We start from the raw sequence: 18,446 nt of genomic DNA on the forward strand, positions 1-18,446 counted from the left end.
AGCAAGCCAGAACCAGCCTGACAGCCGGCACCAGGCCAGCCGAGATCATTAGAGAGTGTGAGGGGGTCGCCCCTCACGGGCCGGCCCGGAGGCCGGCCCGCCGCCTCTCAGCTCTCGCCGTCGTCGCTCTCGTCGTCGTCGGCGTCGAGGATCGCGGCGATGCGGTGCGCGGTGGTGAGCACCCGCGCGGCCGTCTCGCGGATCGTGTCGGCCTTGCAGTCGCTCCACGTCGCGACGTAGCCGACGCTGTAGGCGCTGGTGTCGAATCCGACGAGCCCGGCGACGACGAACGCGACGGACTCGGCTTCCGTCTCCATCAGACCTCGGTGCTGCGCGTACTCCTCCAGGTCATCGACGTGACCCATCAGCACGTGCGCGGCCTCGTGGATCAAGGTCTTTGCGGCCTGCTCCGGCGACAGGCTGGAATCCACGACGACCGTGCGCTCCTCGGGGGCGGCGTAGCCGTTCGTTCCCTGCGGCAGTGGGCGGCGCTCGACCGTCCAGCCCTCGGCCTCGAGAGCGGCCGTCAGCGGCGCGATGACGCCGTGATCGTGCTCCCCGGTGAGCAACTGCGCGATGTCACGGGGATCCTCGGCGCCCTCCATGAGGTCGGTCTGCTCGATCGCGAACACGGACACGAGCGGGTAGTACGTCTGGGTCTTCTGCCCCTTCTCGTCGGTGCTGGTCGTGGTGCCTTCCTCGGGTGCCTCGTCGGCGGCGATCTTGCGCTGAGCGAAGCCGAAGATCTTGATCGCCTTCTCGCCCTTGCGCACCTGGCGGCCCTTGGCCTGCCAGGCACGGAATCCCGCGACGGCGGAGGCGTCCGGGCGCTGAGCGAGGATCAGCAGGAGGTTGCCCAGGCTGTAGCGGTGGAACGAGGACGCGAAAGAGAGGAACCGTCGCCACTGGTCGGAGTCGCGCAGCGCCTCGACCTGCTCGGTGATGCTCTCGTGCAGCGCGGCGGCCTGCTCGCGGCGCTCCTCCGGCGTGGTCCGCGGTGCGCGCTTCTTGGCGGCGGTCTTGCGGGCGGTGGTCGTGCTGGTCATGGCGATTCTCCCTGTGCGAGGATCGACGCGACGGGTCCCGTGGTTCTAGATCAACTACGGGGCTTTCGTCTTGTCTGATCGTTTTTTTGTGCCTCTCCGGCGGGAAGAACCGTTTGAGTGGAGGCGGCGGAGTGACGCCTATTCCGGGCGAAATAAGGGAGCTTGCGACCGCGCCCGGAACAGGTGGCACGGAGACGACGGAGCGAAATAGGTTTGCACCGCGGAGAGGAACAAAAAACCTCGAAGCAGCGCCGCGCAGCGGCTCCCGGTCGCCGCAGGCGATGTGCGCGAAGCGCACCCCGCGCCTCGAGCGGAACACCGGGGAGGGTGAGGGGCCGGCCCCTCACGGGACGGCACCGCCGGCCCTCCCCCACTGGGAGCTGAGAGCCGCTGTCGGCGCCGGATGGGACGATGGAGGCATGTGGGAGCTGGCACACCGGACGCGCGCGGAATCGGCATCAACGGTGGTGCGCAGCAACGCGGCGACGAGCGCCGCGGCGATCGCGGAAGTGCGCGCAGGGATCCCGGAGGATCACGTCATCCTTTACGTGCTCCGCGTCGAGAACTGAGCGGGCGCTCTACTCCGCGGCGCTGCGGCGGGGTGCGCGCTGGGTGGTTGTGGTGACGACGGCGGTCGCGCGGGTGAGGTTGGGGCCGATGGCGTCGGCTTCGAGGACGCGGCCGGTGCGGCGGTTTTCGCCTTCTCCCCAGGCGACGGTGCGCTCGTAGCCGACGACGATCACGGCGTCTCCCTTGTGGAGGGAGGCGAGCACGTGCTCGCCGAGTTCGAACTTCGCTTCCACGTAGTGCGTGGTCGGGGCGTCGTGCGGGGTCCACTCCCCCGCGCGGTATTCGCCGGTGTTCTCGATGACGCGCAGCTTCACGATCTGCACGCGGCCCGCCTGCACGGCCTCGGGGTCGGCGGCGAGGTTGCCGGTGATGGTCCTGGTGCTCATCTGTCGTCTCCTGCTCGTTCGGTTCGCGGGTCGTCCCGTCGACGTCGACGGGGATGCGCTTGGGGTGTTCTGCTCTGGTGCTTCGGTCTCGATACCCCAGGACGTGAGAGCGTCGCGTCGGGTGACCTCGACGGGCGGCTCGGACAGCGCCCTGCGCTGTTCGAGCTCGGCGCGCGTCACGGCGTAGGCCGGGAGACGCCGCTCGTCGCCGTAGGCGAGGCGGTAGTACCGATCGGCCTCGTTCTCCGCCCAGTCGACCTCGCCCTGCCGGTCCGCGCGCCCGGCGAGATACCCTGCCCGGTACTCGTCGCTCTCGACGTTCGGGCCGGTCACGCTGCGTGCTTCTCGATGAGGTCCGGGCGGAAGCCCGACCAGTGGTCCTCGTCGCTCGCGACGACCACCGGGGCGGCGGAGTAGCCCAGCTCCTCCGTGACGTAGGCGAGCGCTGCGGGGTTCGTCGTGACGTCGACAGTCGTGTACTCGATGCCCTTCGCGTCGAGGGCTCGGTAGGTCGCGGTGCACTGCACGCACGAGGGCTTCGAGTAGACGGTCAGAGCCATGAGGAATCCTCCAGATAGAACTCCATGTGCGCTTCGAACTCCTCGCGCTTCTCCTCGGCGCAGTGCGCGTGGATCCACCACCCGGCCGCGTCGCGGTCACCGGCCTTGTCGAGCATCTGCGCGATCACGTTGACCTTCTCGCAGGAGAGAGTGGGCGAGACGGTCATCGCCACGCGGAAATTCGCGAGGGCCGCGGTGTAGGTAGCGCCCGCGGTGAGGAACGCGGTCACCGCCTCGTCGTAGGCGGCCGCAGCCGCGAGATAGATCGTCACGGCGTCGGCCTTCGGCTGCTCGGTCATCGCTTCGCTCCTTCCGGGGTGTGCGCGTCGCCCTCGTCGTCGTCGGTCGCGTGCTCCGCGATCCACAGGTCGGCGGCCTCGTCTCGTCCGAATGCTCGCAGGAGTCCGGCCAACGCGTCGACCTCGCAGCAGCTCATCCGGACGGCCAGATCGTCGGCGGTGTCCCCGTGGGAGAACACGGACACGAACTCGGCCACCGCCTCCGGGAGGGTCGGTGTCTGCGGTTCGGTGGTGGCGGTGTCGGTCATGGTGAAGTCCTCTCGTCGTCGGGTCCCGGGCGGTGGTCCTGCCCTGCCCCTCCCCCTCGTTTTTTTGCCGTGATTCTCAATCAGATTTGTCAAGCCAGCGGGGGTGGTCTGGCCGGATCGTTCTTCCTTCTCTCCCAGCGTTTTTTTGCCTGGAAGGCACGTAGTGCCGAGCAGGGTCGGAGGTGGGAGCGCAACCCGGAGGGCGGAGGAGGAGAGGTTGTCGGCGCGATGGGAGGGAGCGCAGCGACCGCGTGCCGAGAAGCTCGGAGGAGCCGGCCGCGCAGCGGCTTGCGTGGACGCCGGAGGCCCGTACGCTGCCGAAGGCTTCCAGGCAAAAATTCGCGCAGCGCACGACACCGCGCCGGCCTGAGGTCGGCGTCCGCTTGTTCGCGATCTGATGCGCGGAATTGCGGCCGCTCGAAACGGTCCCGACGCTGGACGTCCTAGCGACCGCTCTGCAAGGCAGAGTACAGTTGCTCTACACCACAGAGTGATCGGAGCATCATGTCGCTGACTCGCACGCCCTTAGAAGAACGGGTCCGAGACGCGCGGCACGTGTCATCACTTCCGCTGATCGTCTCCGGCGTCGGAGTGGTAACAGCCGGACTGCTGCCCCTGGCCGGTTCGACGCTGTTCACCGTCGGCTTCCTGATTCCTGCCTTCACGAGCATCGCTCTCTGGATCGTGCTGAGGGCTACTGCTGCTCACGCAGGTGTGGGAATGGGGCGCGAGCGCATGGGGCCGATCGCGGCCGTCATCGCCGCAATCTCGATCTTGACGTTTTTGCCCACGATGTTCGCCGGTCCGGCCTTTCTTGTTGAGTTCGTCGGTCCGGCGTTTCTTGTCGGGGTGCTCCTGTTCGCGATCGGTTGGCGACTCGAAAATCGCAGCCAGTGGCTTGCTGGCCTCGGGGTGGCAGTAGTTTCCCCCTTCCTCTTCAACAGCTTCTTGCAGGACGCTGCCCCCGAGAGCGGGTTGATCCTGGGTGCTTCCTACGGTTCCACGCCTCTGTCAATCGATGGCGTCGTTCTCACGATCGCCGGCATCACCCTCGTCGTTCTGGGTATCAACACTTTCCGGCAGGAGACGGGACGTGCCCGTGGCACCAGGCGCTGAGGAGTCGACCGACGACGAGTTCGCGTCCTTGGACGATGCCGTCCACCAACGAACGCGTCTTGCGATTTTGACCATCCTTCACGAGGCCGGCGAAGCCGACTTCCGGTTCCTGCGCACCACCCTCGACCTCACCGACGGCAACCTTGGACGACACCTCGAAGTCCTACTCAGGGCCGGTCACATCACCACACGACGGGGCTACGACGGCCGCCGAGCCAAGAACTGGGTCGCTCTCACTCCTCAGGGCACCGCCGCCCTCAGCATCGAAGTCGAAGCACTGCGCGCGATTGTCGCGCGCGTCGATCGCGCGCAGAATCCCTGACCAGGATTACCCCGCAGCGAGGTGGTTCACCACGAGTGACGGTTGCCGATGCCCTCCCACGGATTCCCGCCAGCACCGAGACCACGAGCCGCCGACCCATCTGCGATCGTCCCTGACGCGAACGCGGCGGGCTCTGCGCCTGTGGGGTGATAGCTGGTCTGGTCGCGGAAAATTGCCCAGATGACGTTGATGCGGCGTCGGGCGAGTGCGATCAGTGCCTGCTTGTGCGACTTGCCCTCGCCACGTTTTCGCTCGTAGAACGAGCGAGAGACCGGGCAGTTCCTCGACGCGATGAACGCCGCTTGGAAGCAGGCGTTCAACAGCCGCCGGTCGTAGCGCCGTGGCCGGTGGTGGTTGCCGGAGATCTTCCCGGAGTCGCGCGGCACGGGAGCGAGGCCCGCGAAGCTGGCCAGCCGGTCGGGCGTCTCGAATGCGGCGAGGTCAGTACCGGTTGCGGCGAGGAAGTCCGCGGCGAGCCTGCGCCCGAATCCGGGGAGCGACACGAGCAGATCCGCAGAACTGCTGTCCTGTAGAACGGCGTCGATCTCGGCCTCGAGCTCGGCGAGTTCGTCGCGGATGCGGAGCAGATCGCGGGCGGACCGGCTCACCAGCCGGGCCGCGGCATCCTCCCCCGCGACGACCGAGGTCTGCTCGCGCGCGGCTTCCACCGCCGTCTTAGCGACGGCCGCGGACTTCCAACAGCCCTGCCCCTTCAACCACGACGCCAGACGGCTCTCCCCCGTCTGCCTGATCGCGGACGGCGTCGCGTACCGGGTGAGCAGCACCAGAGGTCCCCTGGTCGTCGCGTAGTTGAACGCTCCCTCGAGTGACGGGAAGTAGTGGACCAGGATGGCGCGTAGCCGATTTACGGCGCGGGTGCGGTCGTGCACCAGGTCCTCGCGCCGGGCTGAGAGCAGGCGCAGCTCCGCGGTGACGTCGTCGGCCTGCCGCATCAGCGTCACGTCTCGTCGGGTCCGGGCCTGGTCGGCGATGATGACCGCGTCCTTCGCGTCCGTCTTTGCCTCGCCTCGGTAGGCGCCCGAGGCGTGATGAACGACCCGGCCCGAGATGTAGAACAGCGGCTGCGCGTGGGAGCTGAGCAGCGTCTGCAGCAGCCCCGTTCCGCCGTGGTTGAGGTCCGTCGCCCACGCGACGTCGGTGCCACCCGGCAAGGAGGCGACGTCGCCCATCAGGGTCAGGATCGCCGTTTCTCGGTTCTTGAAGCGCTGCGAGAGCAGCTTGGTTCCGTTGCCGTCGATGACGACGCAGTGGTGTTCGGTCTTGCCGGCGTCGATACCGGCCCAGAGTTGTGGCATGCAGGGTCCTTCCGTTGAGGGGTGCGGTGCGCCGTGAACGACCGTGCCGGCATGTCCTTACGGGGCGATCTGGTCGCGTTTCTCAATGAGCGGTCCTGCCGTTGCGGGGTCCCGGGCGGCTAATCACGGCATGCCATCAGGCGGCTGAAGGCGGTCAGCCATACCCAGGACCCCTGGCGCGTTCCGGAGCCTACAACTGCCCCGGATCCACGGAAATAACGGTAAGGAAGGCGGTTTTCCGCCTTAGCAACCGGAGGGCGCAGTGCAATCCGCAGGGCGAGGGGGGAGAGAGTTTCGGCGCGAAATAAGGGAGCGCAGCGACCGCGTGCCGAAAGTCTCGGAGGAGTCGGTGGCGCAGCCACTTGAACGGAGCCCGTAGGTAGCTACGACCGCAGCGAAGCGGAGGGAGCCGCCGAAGGCTTCACGGCAAAGAAACGTGAGCCCAACGGGCGAACATCAGCGGCCGGCACAGCCGGCCGAACCTCTGGGCGGCGCTCCGTCGCTGCTGCGCGAGTGCAGCTCGCGCCCCGGAACGGGATACCGGGGAGCGTGAGGGGTTACCCCTCATGGGGCGGCAACGCCGACCCTCCCCCACCGTCGACCGCGACATGCTGACTTGTAAACATGCCTACAAGTCAGCACGTGCTGTGGGGACTCGAACGTCCGTCACCACAGTTGCCGAGCCGTGGGTTCGAACAGCGCCGCCGCCACCGCGCAGGTCCCCCGGAAGATAGCGGCGCCGACGCGCAGTAGCTCGTGGGTCATCCGATCCCGCGTCTGCCGGCTGCTCCCAATCACGGGGTCACCGCGGATGGCGAGTGACGGCCTGGGAGGGCCGGACGGCCCGGTAGGCATGTAGGGAAGTTGACTTGATTACATGCTTACTTGTCATCAGCTTTGTGTCCCTCGTACTGGGCGAGGAGGAGTTGAAAGGCTTCCGCAGCGAGCACCTGTACGGGGACGCCCTGCTCGGCCGCCAGGATCTTCACCGCTCGGATCGAGTCCTGGGGGAGTCGGACGGAGAACACGGCGAGCTGGGTCGGCGGCACGAAGGTGCCTTCGCCCGCCTGGGCTCTCTTCGGTCGAGCTGCGCGGCCCGCGGCCGCAAAGCGGTTCTCGCTCACTTGACGATTCCCTTCAACTCCGCGAGCACGTTTCGGTACTGGCCAGGATCGGTGATCGGCAGGCCGTACGCCATCGCGAGAGCCTGCGCCTGCGGGATCTCGCTCGTCAGGACGGGGACGCCGAACGGTTCGAGCGCGTCGCGGATCTGCCCAGCGGCGACCGTGCGCTTGACCACTCGGGTGAGGAGGGTGAAGGCCGGCGCGTCCGTGAGGGCTTGAACCTGCTCGATGAGGTTGACCGTCTCCGCGTACTGGGAGAAGTCGCCGCTGGTGGGTTGGATCGGGATCAGGATCAGGTCAGCGGCTCGAGCTGCTGACGTCGTGATACCCAGGTCGCCCGGGGGAGTGTCGATGAGCACGTTCTGGTGGCTGCTGCTCAACCAGGGCTGCTTGTGGATCGTGTTGCGAGGCAGCCCGGTCGCGTCCCAACCGAGGGTGTTGGCCCAGTCGAGCGCGCTGCCCTGCGGGTCGCCGTCGACAATGAGCACGCTCTCCCCGGTCTCGCGAAGCGCTGCTGCGAGATGGATGACGGTCGAGGTCTTGCCCGACCCGCCTTTCAGGTTCACTACCGCTGTAATCATGATGACAAGACTACCAGTCTGCATGCTGACATGTAAACATGCTGACGTGCTGACTTGGGGGATGCGCGGTTACTGGGGCCGTCGCTCGACGGCGGACGCCCAGACCCACAGTCGGCGGCTGGCGTCGCGGTCCTGCCACTCGACCATGACGGCTCGGGCGGTCCAGGCGATAGCGAAGCCCTCAACGCGAACGGGGGTGCCGGGGTAGCGGACCCAAGCCCAGACGGGCAGGGGAGTGGCGGCCCAGGTGGGCCGCTGCCGGGTCTTGTCTAGCTCGTCGTCGGTCAGGCCGATGGGGTGGCCGCGGCCGGCTGTCTCTTCGATGCGTCGATCGATCTGTGCGCCGACGTGGCGCTCGTAGCGTCGGTTCGTTCCCACGCCGCCAGTAGAACATATGTTCGAACGCGTGCGGTCGACGTCATGCGGCGGTCGAGGACCACCAGAGCGAGCCGGGGGCGAGCATGCCGGTGCGTCCCCAGTGCAGCGCCTCGCGGTGATCGCCGCGGCCGGCGGCGTCGCGGGGGTAGAGCGGCCAGACGCGCTCGCCAGCGGTGCTGTCCTCGAACAGGGGACGGCTCGACACGTGTCGGCGTCGCGGGCGTTGCCTGGGGGAGGAGGAGCGGTGCGCGAGCTCGGCTTGCCACCAGGCCCACACTTCGCGCTCGACGTCGTAGCGGTGCGCTCGATCCGTCAACGCTCCGTCGACCCCGATCGCACGAGCGGCGGCGGTTCGGCGGTCACGCTTGGCCTGGGTCCAGCCGTTGGTGTGCTTGACGATGAGCCGGTGTGTGCGCAGGCGGGAGAGGGCGGTGGCGGCGGTGCGGGTGGTCACTCCCAGCAGGGTGGCTGCGGCGTCGAGAGCGAGGGTCCCTTCTCGGCGCAAGAGCGCGTACGCCTTGCCTGCCAGGTGTCCGAGGCCGGCGCGAGTGAAGAGGTCGTGCCGAGTGTCCGTGAGGTCCGCCTCGAGCGTGGTGAGCAGCATGGCTCGTTCGGTGAAAAGCGGCCCGGGGGGGCGGGGGTTATTAGTGGTTGTGACCGGACTTTGCAGGGAGCCTGTGGAAAAGTGCTCGGACAGTCGCCATTCGCTGGCGTTGGATCCGTCCGCGCGGACGACGAGCTGCACGTAGCCGTCCTCGCGCAGCGTCCGCAGGGCGCTTGCCGCGGTGGTGCGGCCCAGGCCGGCCAGGAGGGCCAGGTCGCGGATGGACGCGGCCACGGTGCGCTTGCCGGTGTGCAAGGTGAGGTAGGCCAGGGCGGTGAGGATCGTCTTCTCCGACGTCGCCCGCTCGGTCCTGCCCCACCGGCCCGGGCTCACCCGGAACCGGTCGAGGAGGGCGCTGACGGCGCCGACGAGGCTGTCCAGCTCCGCTAGGTCGCCCGGTTCGCGCTCGGGCGGGAGAACGGCGTGCAGCGCCGCGTACTGGCGGGCCCTCTCCCACTGCCGCGCCAGGCGCTCCGCAGCCTCGTCGCGGGCGCGGGGCCGGCGGTGGCCGCGCCCGGTGTTCTTGGTCCGGTAGTGCTCCATCCCGGGAGCGGTCCGGGCGGCGTGCTCGACGTCGGTGTCAGACCAGCCGGCGTGCGCAGCGGAGAGCAGGCACATGAACGCGGTCCACGAGGGATTCGCGCCGCCGCCGGGCGTGGCCATGTGCGCGGCGCCGGCAGCGCTGAGCGTCCGGTGCGTTTGGTGTGCGGTGGCGGTGGGTACTGGGGGAGTGGCGTCGACGCGCAGCGGCGGCCGGGACTCTTCCAGCGCGACCGTGACGGCATCGATGGCGGCCGCGGTGACGTTCGTATCCAGCAGCTCCTCCGCGCGGCCTCGGAGGACGGTCGAGAAGCTGCCGTCGCGGTGCGGGGAGAGCGGCGGACGGGCGGCGCCGGTGCGCGGGTTGCGGAGCATCCCGTGATCGAGGGTGCGGAAGTTTGCTCGAGCGGCGATCGCCAATCGGGCCACCTGCTCGGCTGGGGCGGCTTCCGCGAGAGCGACCCACAGGTGGCGGCCTCCGGTGCCGGAGGACTGACAGACGATGTGAGCGACCTGGTGGGCGTCGAGGACAGCGGAAAGCGCGTCGCAGTCGTCCGCGGCCTGCTCCATGAGCTCGGCGTCGACGCCGTGGGAGTCTTTGCCGTCGAAGTCGAAGCACAGCAGCCGGAACGCTCCAGCGTCATCGGTGAGGTAGATCGCCCACGGCGCGGCCGGCGCGACGGGGGAGACGGGGAACGCGGCCGGATAGGCGTTCTCGTCCAGGCGCCCGTAGGCGTCCGGGCGCATCGTGCGCACCGCGGCACGGGGGCTCAGCCGGCGCGTCAGCGTCCACGGCGCCGAGAAGAGGTCAACTTCGGCGTTTTGGGCGTGCGCAGACACAGCAATGTGGCTTACGATGAGGTCACTTCTCCTCCCTCGGGTGGGGATGACGAAGGCCCGGCCTGAGAAACCGGTACTTCTGGAACTGCTTCACACCTGTTAGCCCTGGTAAGCGAGGGTGTGAAGCGAGAGCTTCTAGGCCCGTCGCGTGAGCGGCGGGCCTAATGCGTTAAGTCGTGGTGATCGGCAACTCCTCGTTCGGCTCGGTCTCGGAGGTCCACCACACCGGCAGCCCTCGAGAATCGACCTCGATGCTCTCTACCAGGCGTTCGAAGAACACAGCCGACGACACATTGGCGTGACGCGCGAGCTGATCGAAACGGTCCTTCGCCGCGCGCTCGACCTTCCAGCCGGTCGCTACGGCGTCATTGAGCGAGCCGCGAGGTCGCCTGGGAGTAGCCATGCCTGAAAACATACCGCTGTCGCTAGCGATCGCGAGACGCGCTGCCCGGTGTGTCGCCGTCACAGGTCGAGCGAGCGTCGCGCGGCGACCACGAACGACGCGATCGAGTTGGGGTCGACGCGGAGATCTTCGCCCAGATGGATCAGGAGCCCCAACCGGTCGAGCGCTTCGACTTTGAGGCGCACCGCGGACGGCCGCAGGCGAGTAGCGCGCGCCAGCAGCTCCGGCGATGCCGCCGTGTCCGCGAGGAAGCTCAGCACACGGGTCATGTCCGGCTCGACAAGCGTCTGAATAGCTCCAAGCGCATCAGTGCCGTTCCCGGGGCCAAAGGCTTTAGTGCTCATCATCGATGCGCCCCCAAATCTGTCAACGAATATCCGTGCGGGTACTGGGCCGACCCCGTTACGCCTTGAACAAATCGCGGACTTGCGGGACGAGGGGCGCGCGCCGTGAGGCGATTCCGCACGCTCATTGCAGCAGCGGAAAGCGCCGAGACAAAGGCGTTGGTTCGAGGAAGTCCCAGCGCCTGACTCACACGCTTATCGCCAATCCATGTGCTGAGGATCAGCCGCGCGAAGGGGCGGACAGGCGTCGGCATAGTTGAGCGGATGACTCCGACTGTCCAGTCGGTCAACTCTTGCCCCTCACGCGACCAGGCAATCCGATCCTCCTCATAGGAGCGATAGAAGGAGTTTGCGGCATCTACGTCCTCTGGAACATTACTGAGCCCCATTGCGCGGCCAAGATTCGCGTAGAAGTCGATTGTTGCAACTTGCTCCGCCGACGTCAGCTCACGCCACCCATGCTTCTCCATCCACCGCATCGGTACTATTGCAAGACTGAAGAGAACATAGAGGAAATCTTCGCTGGGCGCTTTCACGTGGCGATGAGCCGAGACAAGTAGGTCGATCATTTCGAGCGCGCGATCTGACTGAAGTTCTCCGTCGATGAGTTCGTAGAGAATGAGCGCAGTGTCTACTGAGCGTTTTCTGGGTTCCGACTTGATAGCACCTGAACGGTGAAGCGTCCGAGCGATCGACGGGACAGCGAAGGACCGGTAGTAACTGAGCATCAGACCGATCTGCGCGTCGCGAGGCAGATCGAACATCACGAGCTGACGGTAGGTGTCGGCCCATGCCTCCCGCGGCGCAGCCGCGAGCGCACGGAGCCGTGCGGCGTGCGACGCGTGCATGAAACCACCCCCCGTCTGGCCGCTAACGACCAGTGTTGTACGTGTTCAATGAACCATAATGTGTCCGTGTGGTCAAAACCGGTACGCGCCCTCGTGTCGAGGGTGATGCTCGCTGCGAAGCTTCCGCGACCCCTGACCGCGGAGAGCCTGCTCGCCTACATGGAGGACCTTTGCGGAAGAGACATCGTGTTTCGTGACACGCCTCCCGCTCTCCTGCACGGGGGAGTGGTGAGCTACTGGCAGCGGACAAGTAGCAATAAGAACGTCATGTACATTCCCCACGACACGACGCGTCTACACCGCAAGCACAACCTGCAACATGAATACGGACACGTGCTGATGTGGTTCTTCCTCGATCAACAGGGGGTAACGATTGGAGTCGATCGGGAGGATCTAGCGGAGGCCATCGCAGACGCCCTCGCGAAAATTCAAGCGGCTGACGCGCTGGACCAGTCGATGCAACGCAACATAGGTTTCGGCGGAACGCTATGGTGATGATTCTCGAGTGGGTCATCGTTGCAGCAAGCGCTCTTCCAGTCATCGCCCTAATTGCGACACGAAATGCCTTCAAATATCCTTTGTTGACGATAGGGTGCGTGGGCTTTGCGATACTCCTTGCCCTAAAGAACACGCTTCTCTACACAGTCATCGATCAGGCTGTAGGCGGCCACAACCGGGCCGTTCTGCTAATGCACATGGCTGGACTCGTCGCAACCATCATCTTCGATGACATAATTATTCGTTCCGCCACTTCAACAAAAATCCGGACGCGCTTGCGGTTCACCGTCTACTTGCTTGGTCTGACGGGCGCGTGCCTACAGGTGGCGGTCTTTATGGCCAGCAGCTGGCCTATTACCGATGTCGAGCTTATCTACTATGACCGCGAAACGTCGGCGCTCGCGTTCAAATCGGTGCTTTGGCTTTCTCTCATCACGACAGCAAGTATGGGGCTTGTTGCCTGCCGTAGGAACATCCGTGTTCACTTCGGTTTTCATCGACGGCTGCCTATCTACTTGATCGCCATCGGTTGTTTCGGAGTGCTGCTAGTGACTCTGCTCGTTGCTAGGGGCTGGGTAGATTCGGTCCACATCTCCAAAGGGATGGATCTGGCCCTGTCGCTGGCGGGCGGGGCTTTCCTCGCGGCCGGCTTCAGCTACGCACCGATTACTGACCGGTGGCGGGCTCGTCAGCAGCACCAGCGCGAGCGATACCATCTGGTCAGACTGAGGCCGATCTGGACGGACCTCATGACGCAAATTCCGGCGGCGCGACGCCGGAACGGTGGCCGTGATGATGATGATTACAGCGAGCTGTATGGCTACCTCTCCGAGTGCGAGGACGCCCTATTACTTCATGCGAATCTCTCTGGCGACCAGTACAGAGTGTTAGAAGAAGCCCGCGCCTACGTGCACGAACGACAGGGAGTACCTCATGACTGATTCCGAGTCAGGAGCGGGCACCCCAACGAGCCCCGGTGGGATCACCGTCTCGAAGGAGGAGCTGGCGCAGCGTCTGCGACTCGCAACCGACCGGTACGAAACCATGCACGGGCGTCAGCCGTCCTGGGCCGTGGTGGAGGAACACGTCAAGGCCGCGGGGGTCGACCTCTCTCGCACCAAATGGCACTACATGCTGTCCGGCTCTCACGTCCTCGCAAAGGACATTAGCGTGTTCGAGGCGCTGGGCGATCTGTTTGACGTCCCCTCCACCTTTTTCTATCGGGCCGAAGAAAATGTGCCGCCGCAGCTTCAAGAGGCTATGCCGGCCGTCCTCGACCTTCGGAGAAATCGAGTCCGAAGAGAAATGCGCTCTATCGGGGAGATTTCACCCGAAGCAGAGGCGGCAATGGAACGCATCCTTGCGGAGCTTGAAGCGGAATAAATGTGCTAGGGCGTGTGACTGCTTTTGATCCACGATGTGAAGCCGTCGAGTACTTCATCGAATCGCTCGGTGTCTATCGAGTACATGACCGATACCCCGCGACGTCCACCGGGTGGAAGATGAGTACTCACGCGGACGATACCGGCACTTTCGAGCGTTGAGAGACAGCGCGAGAGCGATGCGTCGGTCATATCGACGGAACGTTTTAAATCTCCGAAGTACATTCCGGTTTCGCCCCACAATGCGCGGATGACTTCGCCGTTTTTCTTCGCCAGAACGGCTTGAGTCAACAGAACCTCCGGTGGCAAGGCAGGCACATCGGGGGTGCCGGGCTCGGAGGTCATCACAACATCATGGCGTATGGGGTCCCCGCCGAGACATCTTCGGGTATCGATGCGCAAGTAAGACTGCACCGGCTGAGTTCCGGATGTCAACTCATGCAATCATGACCCCAAAAAGTGATATCTTCGAGGTGTGGGGGTGGCTGTCGCTCCTGCTCATCTCGCAGGGGGCACAACTTGAGTGCAGTTCACCAGCGGACCGTAAGCGAGCGGTGCGCACGCGCATGGCTGCTTGGGGTGTCCGTTTCGATCGCAGGACTCCTCTCGGCCTGCTCACCACCCGCTGCCCCTCCGACTGCTGAGAACTCGCAAGCTCAGACGCCGGCCGTCTCGACCAGTTCTGATGCCGCCGAGGGTTCGCCGGCGCCGGCCGCATCAGCGACCGAGGCGGCGCCGGTCGACGCCGAGCCGGCTCCGGCTCCGAGTGTCGAGGCCGACACTCTTGCGACCGCCACGGCCGCTGTCACGGCGTTCTGCCGGCCCTCCCTGGATTACGACACGTGGATCGCTGAGCTGTACCCGTTCCTCAGCCAGCAAGCGGCGGTCGCCTACGAAACGGTCGACCCTGCCAACGTGCCCTGCACGACCGTCATTGGTGCCGCGTCGGTCCGGGACGGGGACGGCGCCTTCACGATGCGGATCCGGGTTCCCACGGATGCGGGGGAGTACTCCGTGTACGTCCACCGCACCGTCGAGACCGGTCCGTGGGCTGTCGAGCAGATCACCCCCTTGGCGTCGGAGTAGCCCGGTGGCGAAGGGGGGAATGGGGGTTCTCGCGGCGGTCCTGGCACCGCTTCTCGCGATTGCACTGCTGTTGTGGCTGCTGTTCTTCGGCGCCGCTGAGGATGCGGCCGCAGCATGCCTGCCTGGCGGCGGACCGGTGAACGTGTCCGCGATCCCCGCGGACGCGAAGGTCGGGGCCTACGGGCACGACCAGCTCGTGAACGCTGCGCTGATCGTCAACGCGGGCGCCGCGAAGGGCCTCGGCGCCGATGGGCAGACGCTCGGCGTGCAGACGGCGATCGGGGAGTCCTCTCTGGTGAACATCAACTACGGGGACGGAGCGATCAACCCGGACGGTTCGGTCGCTGACTCGATCGGCCTGTTCCAGCAGCAGTCGAGCTGGGGCACCGTCGAGCAGCGCATGGACCCGACGACCTCGGCGGGCTTCTTCTACGACCGCCTCGTGGCTGTCGAGGGCTGGCAGGCGATGGAGCCGTCCATCGCGATCAACAGGGTGCAGCGCAACGCCGACCCGAACCACTACACGAAGTACCGCGCCGACGCCGTGGCGATCATGACCTACCTCATCGGCCTCGGCAGCAGCACGACCGCGACGACGACGGTGGCACCGGTGAGTGCCCCGTCGACGCCGATCGGCACCGCGCCCGCCTCACCGGCGCCGGTCGGTGGATGCGTCGCCGTGTCCGGCGATGCGCAGGCTCTCGCAGCGAACCTCGTCGTGGCCATGGACGCTGGCAACCTGACCCTTCTCGAGGACCGCTACGCGCAGCAGATCCGCGACATGGCTGCGGGCACCCCCAAGGAGAACTGCGCGATCGATGTCCGCATTCTCCAGATCATCACGATCGCCCTGAACACGTTCGGGAAGATCGGCGTCTCCGACCTCAACCGCCAGTGCACCGGGAGCCTGCTCGGCGCAGGCACCGGTTCCTCCCACTGGATGAACGGCGGCGGGAACGCCGTGGATTTTTACAGCTTCGCCGGCACCGCCACAACCGGCTGCGACCCCAACGCCCTCCAGCTCCTCGACGTCCTCGACCCTCAGGTGCCCCAGGGCTCTCGAGCCGGCCAGATCCAGTGCCGCTCGACCACGTATCAGCACATCACCCAGTTCGGTGACACCCCGAACCACCTGCACTTCGACGTCGCCTACGCCGACGGCCCGCTCACCACCGGATAACCGGACCCTTTCGACGTCGCACCCGCGGCGCCGATCACCCCGCACCACCCAACACAGAAAACGGAGCACACCATGTCTGCCCTGCTCGCAGCAACCACCGACATCCTCACCACCGCGGGCGCGCTCGGCGCGGTCGTGCCGGACCCGGGTCCCGGCGGCATGCCGCCCGGGTTCGAGGCCTTCACCACGGTCATGGGCTGGGCCAAGTGGGTCGGCCTCGGCGTCGCCGTCGTCGGCCTGATCATCCTCGGCGTCACCATGACCGTCTCCGCCCGCCGCGGCGAAGGCGGCGAAATCGGCGGCTGGCTCGGCCGCCTGCTCATCGGCGTGATCATCATCTCCGCCGCCTTCACCGTCGTCGGCTTCCTGATGGGCGCGTAGCGTCCCGGGAAACCACCACGACACCACCAACAGGAAGGCAAGGGACGTCATGAACGACTCCGAACCGCGCAACCCGTTCACCACGAAGGGCTTCATCATCGGAGCAACCGTCGTCGGAGTACTCGCCCTCTCAGGCATCGTGCTCGGCGTGACGTCCCTGGACGCCGGGGGAGGCGGAACCACTACCGCCGACCCCGGCGTCTCCACCCCCAACCCCAGCTCCACCCTCTCGGCGGAGGCCGAAAGCGTTTGTGGGCTCCCCGGCTACGAGGAGACCGGAACGCTTACCGCCGCCCCGACAACTGAGTGGACCATCGTCGGCACGATGGCCGCTCCTGAGTCAGCGGTCGTCGGTCCCGGAATTACCGGCACCGATGGGGTGCGCTCCTGTTACGCCCACACGCCTGAGGGAGCCCTGTTCGCGATTGCCAACGTCTGGGCAATGGGAACTGACGCCCGCCTGTCCTCGTTGGTGACCGCACAGCTCACGGTGCCAGGTGCCGGGCGAGACGCAGCATTGGCCAAAGACACAACCCAGAGCAACACGGGTTTGAGCGCGCAGATCGCCGGGTTCAAGCTGCTGTCCTATTCGGGTACAGATGCGACAGTCGACACTGCTTTCCAGGTAAGCAACGGCTCTCTCCTCAGCTTCGCCTACGCGTTGAAGTGGGTAGAAGGCGACTGGAAGATCGTCCTCACCGATGAAGGCGATCCCACCTTTCGCCCTGTCGCCCTGCAAAGCCTGGGCGGTTATGTGACGTGGAGTGGCGTCTCGTGACCCCCGCACCTACTGGCGAGCCTTGCAGCCCCGCGGACGTCTTCTGCTGGACCGGCGCAGCTATCGGCAACGTCGTCTCGAAGGCGTCGAACGACGCCCTGCAGCAGTTCGTCAACAACATACTGGAGGGCTACGGCAAGGCCATCGCCTCGCTCGGCACCGTCTGGATGAACGTGCCCTCCCCGGTCACGGTCGTGGACCAGGGCGGCGGCGTCAACGGCGGCGGCACACCGCCGCTACCGGAGGCGTTCGAGACGATCCTCGGCTACGTGACGTGGGTCTCCGCGGGCCTGGCCGTCATGTCCCTGATCGTCGCTGGCGTGATGATGGCGAGCCGTCGCCGGCACGGCGACGGCGAAGCTCACATGGGCCGCATCGGCGTCATCCTCCTGGCCGTACTGCTGCTGTCCTCGGCGTCGGCGCTCGTGACCGGGTTCCTGCCGCTGGCGATGCACCTGAACGAGTCCTCCTCGGTCGTCGGCTGGGTGCAGGGGCAGTTGCAGTGGTACACCGGGGGCCTCGCGATCCTCGCGATCCTCGTCGCGGCGGGCCGCATGGTGTGGACGCAGCGCGCTCTGCCGCTGCGCGAGCTGGCTGGGTCCGTCATCACGCTGATCGCTGTGGCCGGCGCGGGCCTGGTCGTCATCCGCCTGGCGACGCAAGCGGGGGATGAGTTCTCGATCTGGATTCTCAACAACTCGACCGACTGCGACGTGTCGCAGCAGGGCGAGAGCAACTGCTTCGGCACCAACGTCTTCGCGATGATCGCACTCACCGCGACCTCCGGAATCGGTCTGATCGGCCTGTTCTTGCTGGGGATGCTCGCGGTGTTCATGACCTACGTGCAGATCGCGCTGATGGTGTTCCGTGGCGCGATGCTCGTCGTCCTGGCCGGGATCTTCCCGCTCGCCGCCTCGTTCACGAACACCGAGATCGGTCGGCAGTGGTTCAAGAAGGCGATGGCCTGGACCCTCGCCTTCATCCTCTACAAGCCCGCCGCGGCGATCGTGTACGCGATCGCCTTCCGGATGACCGGCACCGACCTGTTCAAGTCAGACGGCACGGGGCTCTTCCAGATCGTGACGGGCCTGGCCCTGATGCTGATCGCGCTCGTGGCCCTGCCCGCGCTGATGCGCTTCCTCGTGCCGGCCGTTGCGTCGGTCGGCGGGGGCGGTGCCGCGGGCCTGCTGCTGGGAGCTGCGGCCCTTTCGGCCGCGGGTGACGTCGCGACGGGCGCGATCCGTGCCAGCAACAACGGCGGCGGGGGAGGCGGTGGCGGTGGCGGCAACAGCTCGTCTACGGACGGACCGACCGGCAGCACATCGTCACCGGGCTCTCCCGCGTCATCCCCGGGCGCTGACCCTTCCGGGTCGGCGGCAACGGCGGGTAGCGGCGCGGGTGCGGGTGCGGGAAGTGCCGCGACCAGTGGTGCAGGAGCCGGAGCGTCGAGCGGCGCCGGGGCAGGCGCAGCAGCGGGCGGGGCGGCGGCTGCCGCCGGTCCGATCGGCGCCGGGATTGCCGTCGCGACGAAGGCGGCGGAGGGCGCGAAGCATGCCGCGCAGGCGGTCAAGGCGGGCACCGAAGAGGCGACCGGTAGCAACGAGAACGGGAGCTAA

25 protein-coding genes are annotated in these 18,446 nt (G+C 66.4%); 11 read left to right on the forward strand and 14 right to left on the reverse strand.

Going from position 1 to position 18,446, the window contains the following annotated elements:
- Positions 1-107 precede the first annotated feature (107 nt).
- A complete protein-coding gene (locus C5C37_RS14335) occupies positions 108-1,046 on the reverse strand; it encodes an ArdC-like ssDNA-binding domain-containing protein (RefSeq protein WP_104339147.1) in 939 nt (312 codons plus the stop codon).
- Positions 1,047-1,465: 419 nt separating this feature from the next.
- On the opposite strand from C5C37_RS14335, the gene C5C37_RS17630 reads away from it, so the two are divergent.
- The gene (locus tag C5C37_RS17630; protein ID WP_181127432.1) at positions 1,466-1,615 is read left to right on the forward strand and encodes a hypothetical protein; all 150 of its coding nucleotides are present in this window, start codon (positions 1,466-1,468) and stop codon (positions 1,613-1,615) included.
- A 9-nt stretch (positions 1,616-1,624) separates the two neighbouring features.
- Here the strand turns inward: C5C37_RS17630 and C5C37_RS14340 are convergent, their stop codons facing one another.
- Genes C5C37_RS14340 through C5C37_RS14355 form a run of 4 tightly spaced genes read right to left on the reverse strand, consistent with a single transcriptional unit; the run spans position 1,625 to position 3,109 of the window.
- Complete coding sequence (locus C5C37_RS14340; protein ID WP_104339148.1) at positions 1,625-2,335, reverse strand: single-stranded DNA-binding protein; 711 nt, start codon at positions 2,333-2,335, stop codon at positions 1,625-1,627.
- Entirely contained in the window at positions 2,332-2,562 is a 231-nt protein-coding gene (gene nrdH / locus C5C37_RS14345; RefSeq protein WP_104224209.1) for a glutaredoxin-like protein NrdH, read from the reverse strand. The genes C5C37_RS14340 and nrdH overlap by 4 nt, the downstream gene beginning before the upstream one ends.
- Entirely contained in the window at positions 2,553-2,861 is a 309-nt protein-coding gene (locus tag C5C37_RS14350) for a hypothetical protein (protein WP_104224210.1), read from the reverse strand. Before C5C37_RS14350 ends, nrdH begins: the two co-directional genes overlap by 10 nt.
- Positions 2,858-3,109, reverse strand: coding sequence for a hypothetical protein (locus tag C5C37_RS14355; RefSeq protein ID WP_104224211.1), 252 nt, complete (start codon positions 3,107-3,109; stop codon positions 2,858-2,860). Before C5C37_RS14355 ends, C5C37_RS14350 begins: the two co-directional genes overlap by 4 nt.
- Before the next feature lie 504 nt (positions 3,110-3,613).
- Between C5C37_RS14355 and C5C37_RS17195 the strand changes: the two genes are divergently transcribed.
- Positions 3,614-4,225, forward strand: a complete 612-nt coding sequence (locus C5C37_RS17195) for a hypothetical protein (protein ID WP_146084343.1) — start codon at positions 3,614-3,616, stop codon at positions 4,223-4,225.
- Positions 4,203-4,547, forward strand: coding sequence for a transcriptional regulator (locus C5C37_RS14360; RefSeq protein ID WP_258059507.1), 345 nt, complete (start codon positions 4,203-4,205; stop codon positions 4,545-4,547). Before C5C37_RS17195 ends, C5C37_RS14360 begins: the two co-directional genes overlap by 23 nt.
- A 26-nt stretch (positions 4,548-4,573) precedes the next feature.
- On the opposite strand, the gene C5C37_RS14365 is transcribed toward C5C37_RS14360, so the two are convergent.
- From C5C37_RS14365 to C5C37_RS17205, 8 genes are all read right to left on the reverse strand, one after another.
- On the reverse strand, positions 4,574-5,863 hold the full coding sequence (locus C5C37_RS14365; protein WP_258074146.1) for an IS110 family transposase: 1,290 nt from the start codon (positions 5,861-5,863) through the stop codon (positions 4,574-4,576).
- Between the two features lie 881 nt (positions 5,864-6,744).
- On the reverse strand, positions 6,745-6,987 hold the full coding sequence (locus tag C5C37_RS14370; RefSeq protein ID WP_104256212.1) for a ribbon-helix-helix domain-containing protein: 243 nt from the start codon (positions 6,985-6,987) through the stop codon (positions 6,745-6,747).
- On the reverse strand, positions 6,984-7,592 hold the full coding sequence (locus tag C5C37_RS14375; RefSeq protein WP_104256213.1) for an AAA family ATPase: 609 nt from the start codon (positions 7,590-7,592) through the stop codon (positions 6,984-6,986). Before C5C37_RS14375 ends, C5C37_RS14370 begins: the two co-directional genes overlap by 4 nt.
- 45 nt (positions 7,593-7,637) lie before the next feature.
- The gene (locus C5C37_RS14380) at positions 7,638-7,946 is read right to left on the reverse strand and encodes a hypothetical protein (protein ID WP_104256214.1); all 309 of its coding nucleotides are present in this window, start codon (positions 7,944-7,946) and stop codon (positions 7,638-7,640) included.
- A gap of 40 nt (positions 7,947-7,986) precedes the next feature.
- Positions 7,987-9,930, reverse strand: a complete 1,944-nt coding sequence (locus C5C37_RS14385; protein WP_104256215.1) for a hypothetical protein — start codon at positions 9,928-9,930, stop codon at positions 7,987-7,989.
- 169 nt (positions 9,931-10,099) lie between these two features.
- The gene (locus C5C37_RS17200) at positions 10,100-10,333 is read right to left on the reverse strand and encodes a hypothetical protein (RefSeq protein WP_146076972.1); all 234 of its coding nucleotides are present in this window, start codon (positions 10,331-10,333) and stop codon (positions 10,100-10,102) included.
- A gap of 59 nt (positions 10,334-10,392) precedes the next feature.
- Positions 10,393-10,602: a hypothetical protein gene (locus tag C5C37_RS14390; protein ID WP_146085237.1), complete on the reverse strand. Its 210-nt coding sequence runs from the start codon at positions 10,600-10,602 to the stop codon at positions 10,393-10,395.
- 74 nt (positions 10,603-10,676) lie between these two features.
- Positions 10,677-11,444 (reverse strand): oxygenase MpaB family protein, encoded by a 768-nt coding sequence (locus tag C5C37_RS17205; protein ID WP_146085238.1) that lies wholly within the window; start codon positions 11,442-11,444, stop codon positions 10,677-10,679.
- Between the two features lie 348 nt (positions 11,445-11,792).
- On the opposite strand from C5C37_RS17205, the gene C5C37_RS17210 reads away from it, so the two are divergent.
- The 3 genes from C5C37_RS17210 to C5C37_RS14405 are packed head-to-tail and all read left to right on the forward strand — an operon-like array spanning position 11,793 to position 13,406.
- Positions 11,793-12,020 carry a hypothetical protein gene (locus C5C37_RS17210; protein WP_146083195.1) on the forward strand — a complete coding sequence of 76 codons (228 nt, stop codon included), beginning with the start codon at positions 11,793-11,795 and terminating at the stop codon, positions 12,018-12,020.
- Positions 12,014-12,964: a hypothetical protein gene (locus tag C5C37_RS14400; RefSeq protein ID WP_146085239.1), complete on the forward strand. Its 951-nt coding sequence runs from the start codon at positions 12,014-12,016 to the stop codon at positions 12,962-12,964. Before C5C37_RS17210 ends, C5C37_RS14400 begins: the two co-directional genes overlap by 7 nt.
- A complete protein-coding gene (locus C5C37_RS14405; RefSeq protein WP_104256219.1) occupies positions 12,957-13,406 on the forward strand; it encodes a hypothetical protein in 450 nt (149 codons plus the stop codon). Before C5C37_RS14400 ends, C5C37_RS14405 begins: the two co-directional genes overlap by 8 nt.
- Before the next feature lie 5 nt (positions 13,407-13,411).
- On the opposite strand, the gene C5C37_RS17215 is transcribed toward C5C37_RS14405, so the two are convergent.
- Complete coding sequence (locus C5C37_RS17215) at positions 13,412-13,750, reverse strand: helix-turn-helix transcriptional regulator (RefSeq protein ID WP_146083197.1); 339 nt, start codon at positions 13,748-13,750, stop codon at positions 13,412-13,414.
- Positions 13,751-13,984: 234 nt separating this feature from the next.
- Between C5C37_RS17215 and C5C37_RS14410 the strand changes: the two genes are divergently transcribed.
- From C5C37_RS14410 to C5C37_RS14430, 5 genes are all read left to right on the forward strand, one after another.
- Complete coding sequence (locus C5C37_RS14410; protein ID WP_104256220.1) at positions 13,985-14,491, forward strand: hypothetical protein; 507 nt, start codon at positions 13,985-13,987, stop codon at positions 14,489-14,491.
- Between the two features lie 19 nt (positions 14,492-14,510).
- A complete protein-coding gene (locus tag C5C37_RS14415; protein ID WP_146083198.1) occupies positions 14,511-15,671 on the forward strand; it encodes a hypothetical protein in 1,161 nt (386 codons plus the stop codon).
- Between the two features lie 72 nt (positions 15,672-15,743).
- A complete protein-coding gene (locus tag C5C37_RS14420) occupies positions 15,744-16,052 on the forward strand; it encodes a hypothetical protein (protein ID WP_104256222.1) in 309 nt (102 codons plus the stop codon).
- Between the two features lie 49 nt (positions 16,053-16,101).
- Positions 16,102-16,830, forward strand: coding sequence for a hypothetical protein (locus tag C5C37_RS14425; RefSeq protein WP_104256223.1), 729 nt, complete (start codon positions 16,102-16,104; stop codon positions 16,828-16,830).
- Positions 16,827-18,446: a hypothetical protein gene (locus C5C37_RS14430; protein WP_104256224.1), complete on the forward strand. Its 1,620-nt coding sequence runs from the start codon at positions 16,827-16,829 to the stop codon at positions 18,444-18,446. Before C5C37_RS14425 ends, C5C37_RS14430 begins: the two co-directional genes overlap by 4 nt.

This window comes from Rathayibacter sp. AY1F9, assembly GCF_002932155.1.
Classification (GTDB): Bacteria; Actinomycetota; Actinomycetes; order Actinomycetales; family Microbacteriaceae; genus Rathayibacter.

Bases quoted from the DNA above. Each gene is read 5' to 3' on its own strand.
- C5C37_RS14335 (WP_104339147.1), bottom strand. From the start codon at position 1,046: ATGACCAGCACGACCACCGCCCGCAAGACCGCCGCCAAGAAGCGCGCA.
- C5C37_RS17195 (WP_146084343.1), top strand. From the start codon at position 3,614: ATGTCGCTGACTCGCACGCCCTTAGAAGAACGGGTCCGAGACGCGCGG.
- C5C37_RS14350 (WP_104224210.1), bottom strand. From the start codon at position 2,861: ATGACCGAGCAGCCGAAGGCCGACGCCGTGACGATCTATCTCGCGGCT.
- C5C37_RS14415 (WP_146083198.1), top strand. From the start codon at position 14,511: ATGGGGGTTCTCGCGGCGGTCCTGGCACCGCTTCTCGCGATTGCACTG.
- C5C37_RS14405 (WP_104256219.1), top strand. From the start codon at position 12,957: ATGACTGATTCCGAGTCAGGAGCGGGCACCCCAACGAGCCCCGGTGGG.
- nrdH (WP_104224209.1), bottom strand. From the start codon at position 2,562: ATGGCTCTGACCGTCTACTCGAAGCCCTCGTGCGTGCAGTGCACCGCG.
- C5C37_RS14425 (WP_104256223.1), top strand. From the start codon at position 16,102: ATGAACGACTCCGAACCGCGCAACCCGTTCACCACGAAGGGCTTCATC.
- C5C37_RS14420 (WP_104256222.1), top strand. From the start codon at position 15,744: ATGTCTGCCCTGCTCGCAGCAACCACCGACATCCTCACCACCGCGGGC.
- C5C37_RS17210 (WP_146083195.1), top strand. From the start codon at position 11,793: ATGTACATTCCCCACGACACGACGCGTCTACACCGCAAGCACAACCTG.
- C5C37_RS17215 (WP_146083197.1), bottom strand. From the start codon at position 13,750: ATGACCTCCGAGCCCGGCACCCCCGATGTGCCTGCCTTGCCACCGGAG.
- C5C37_RS17630 (WP_181127432.1), top strand. From the start codon at position 1,466: ATGTGGGAGCTGGCACACCGGACGCGCGCGGAATCGGCATCAACGGTG.
- C5C37_RS14355 (WP_104224211.1), bottom strand. From the start codon at position 3,109: ATGACCGACACCGCCACCACCGAACCGCAGACACCGACCCTCCCGGAG.
- C5C37_RS17200 (WP_146076972.1), bottom strand. From the start codon at position 10,333: ATGGCTACTCCCAGGCGACCTCGCGGCTCGCTCAATGACGCCGTAGCG.
- C5C37_RS14365 (WP_258074146.1), bottom strand. From the start codon at position 5,863: ATGCCACAACTCTGGGCCGGTATCGACGCCGGCAAGACCGAACACCAC.
- C5C37_RS14390 (WP_146085237.1), bottom strand. From the start codon at position 10,602: ATGACCCGTGTGCTGAGCTTCCTCGCGGACACGGCGGCATCGCCGGAG.
- C5C37_RS14400 (WP_146085239.1), top strand. From the start codon at position 12,014: ATGGTGATGATTCTCGAGTGGGTCATCGTTGCAGCAAGCGCTCTTCCA.
- C5C37_RS14375 (WP_104256213.1), bottom strand. From the start codon at position 7,592: ATGCAGACTGGTAGTCTTGTCATCATGATTACAGCGGTAGTGAACCTG.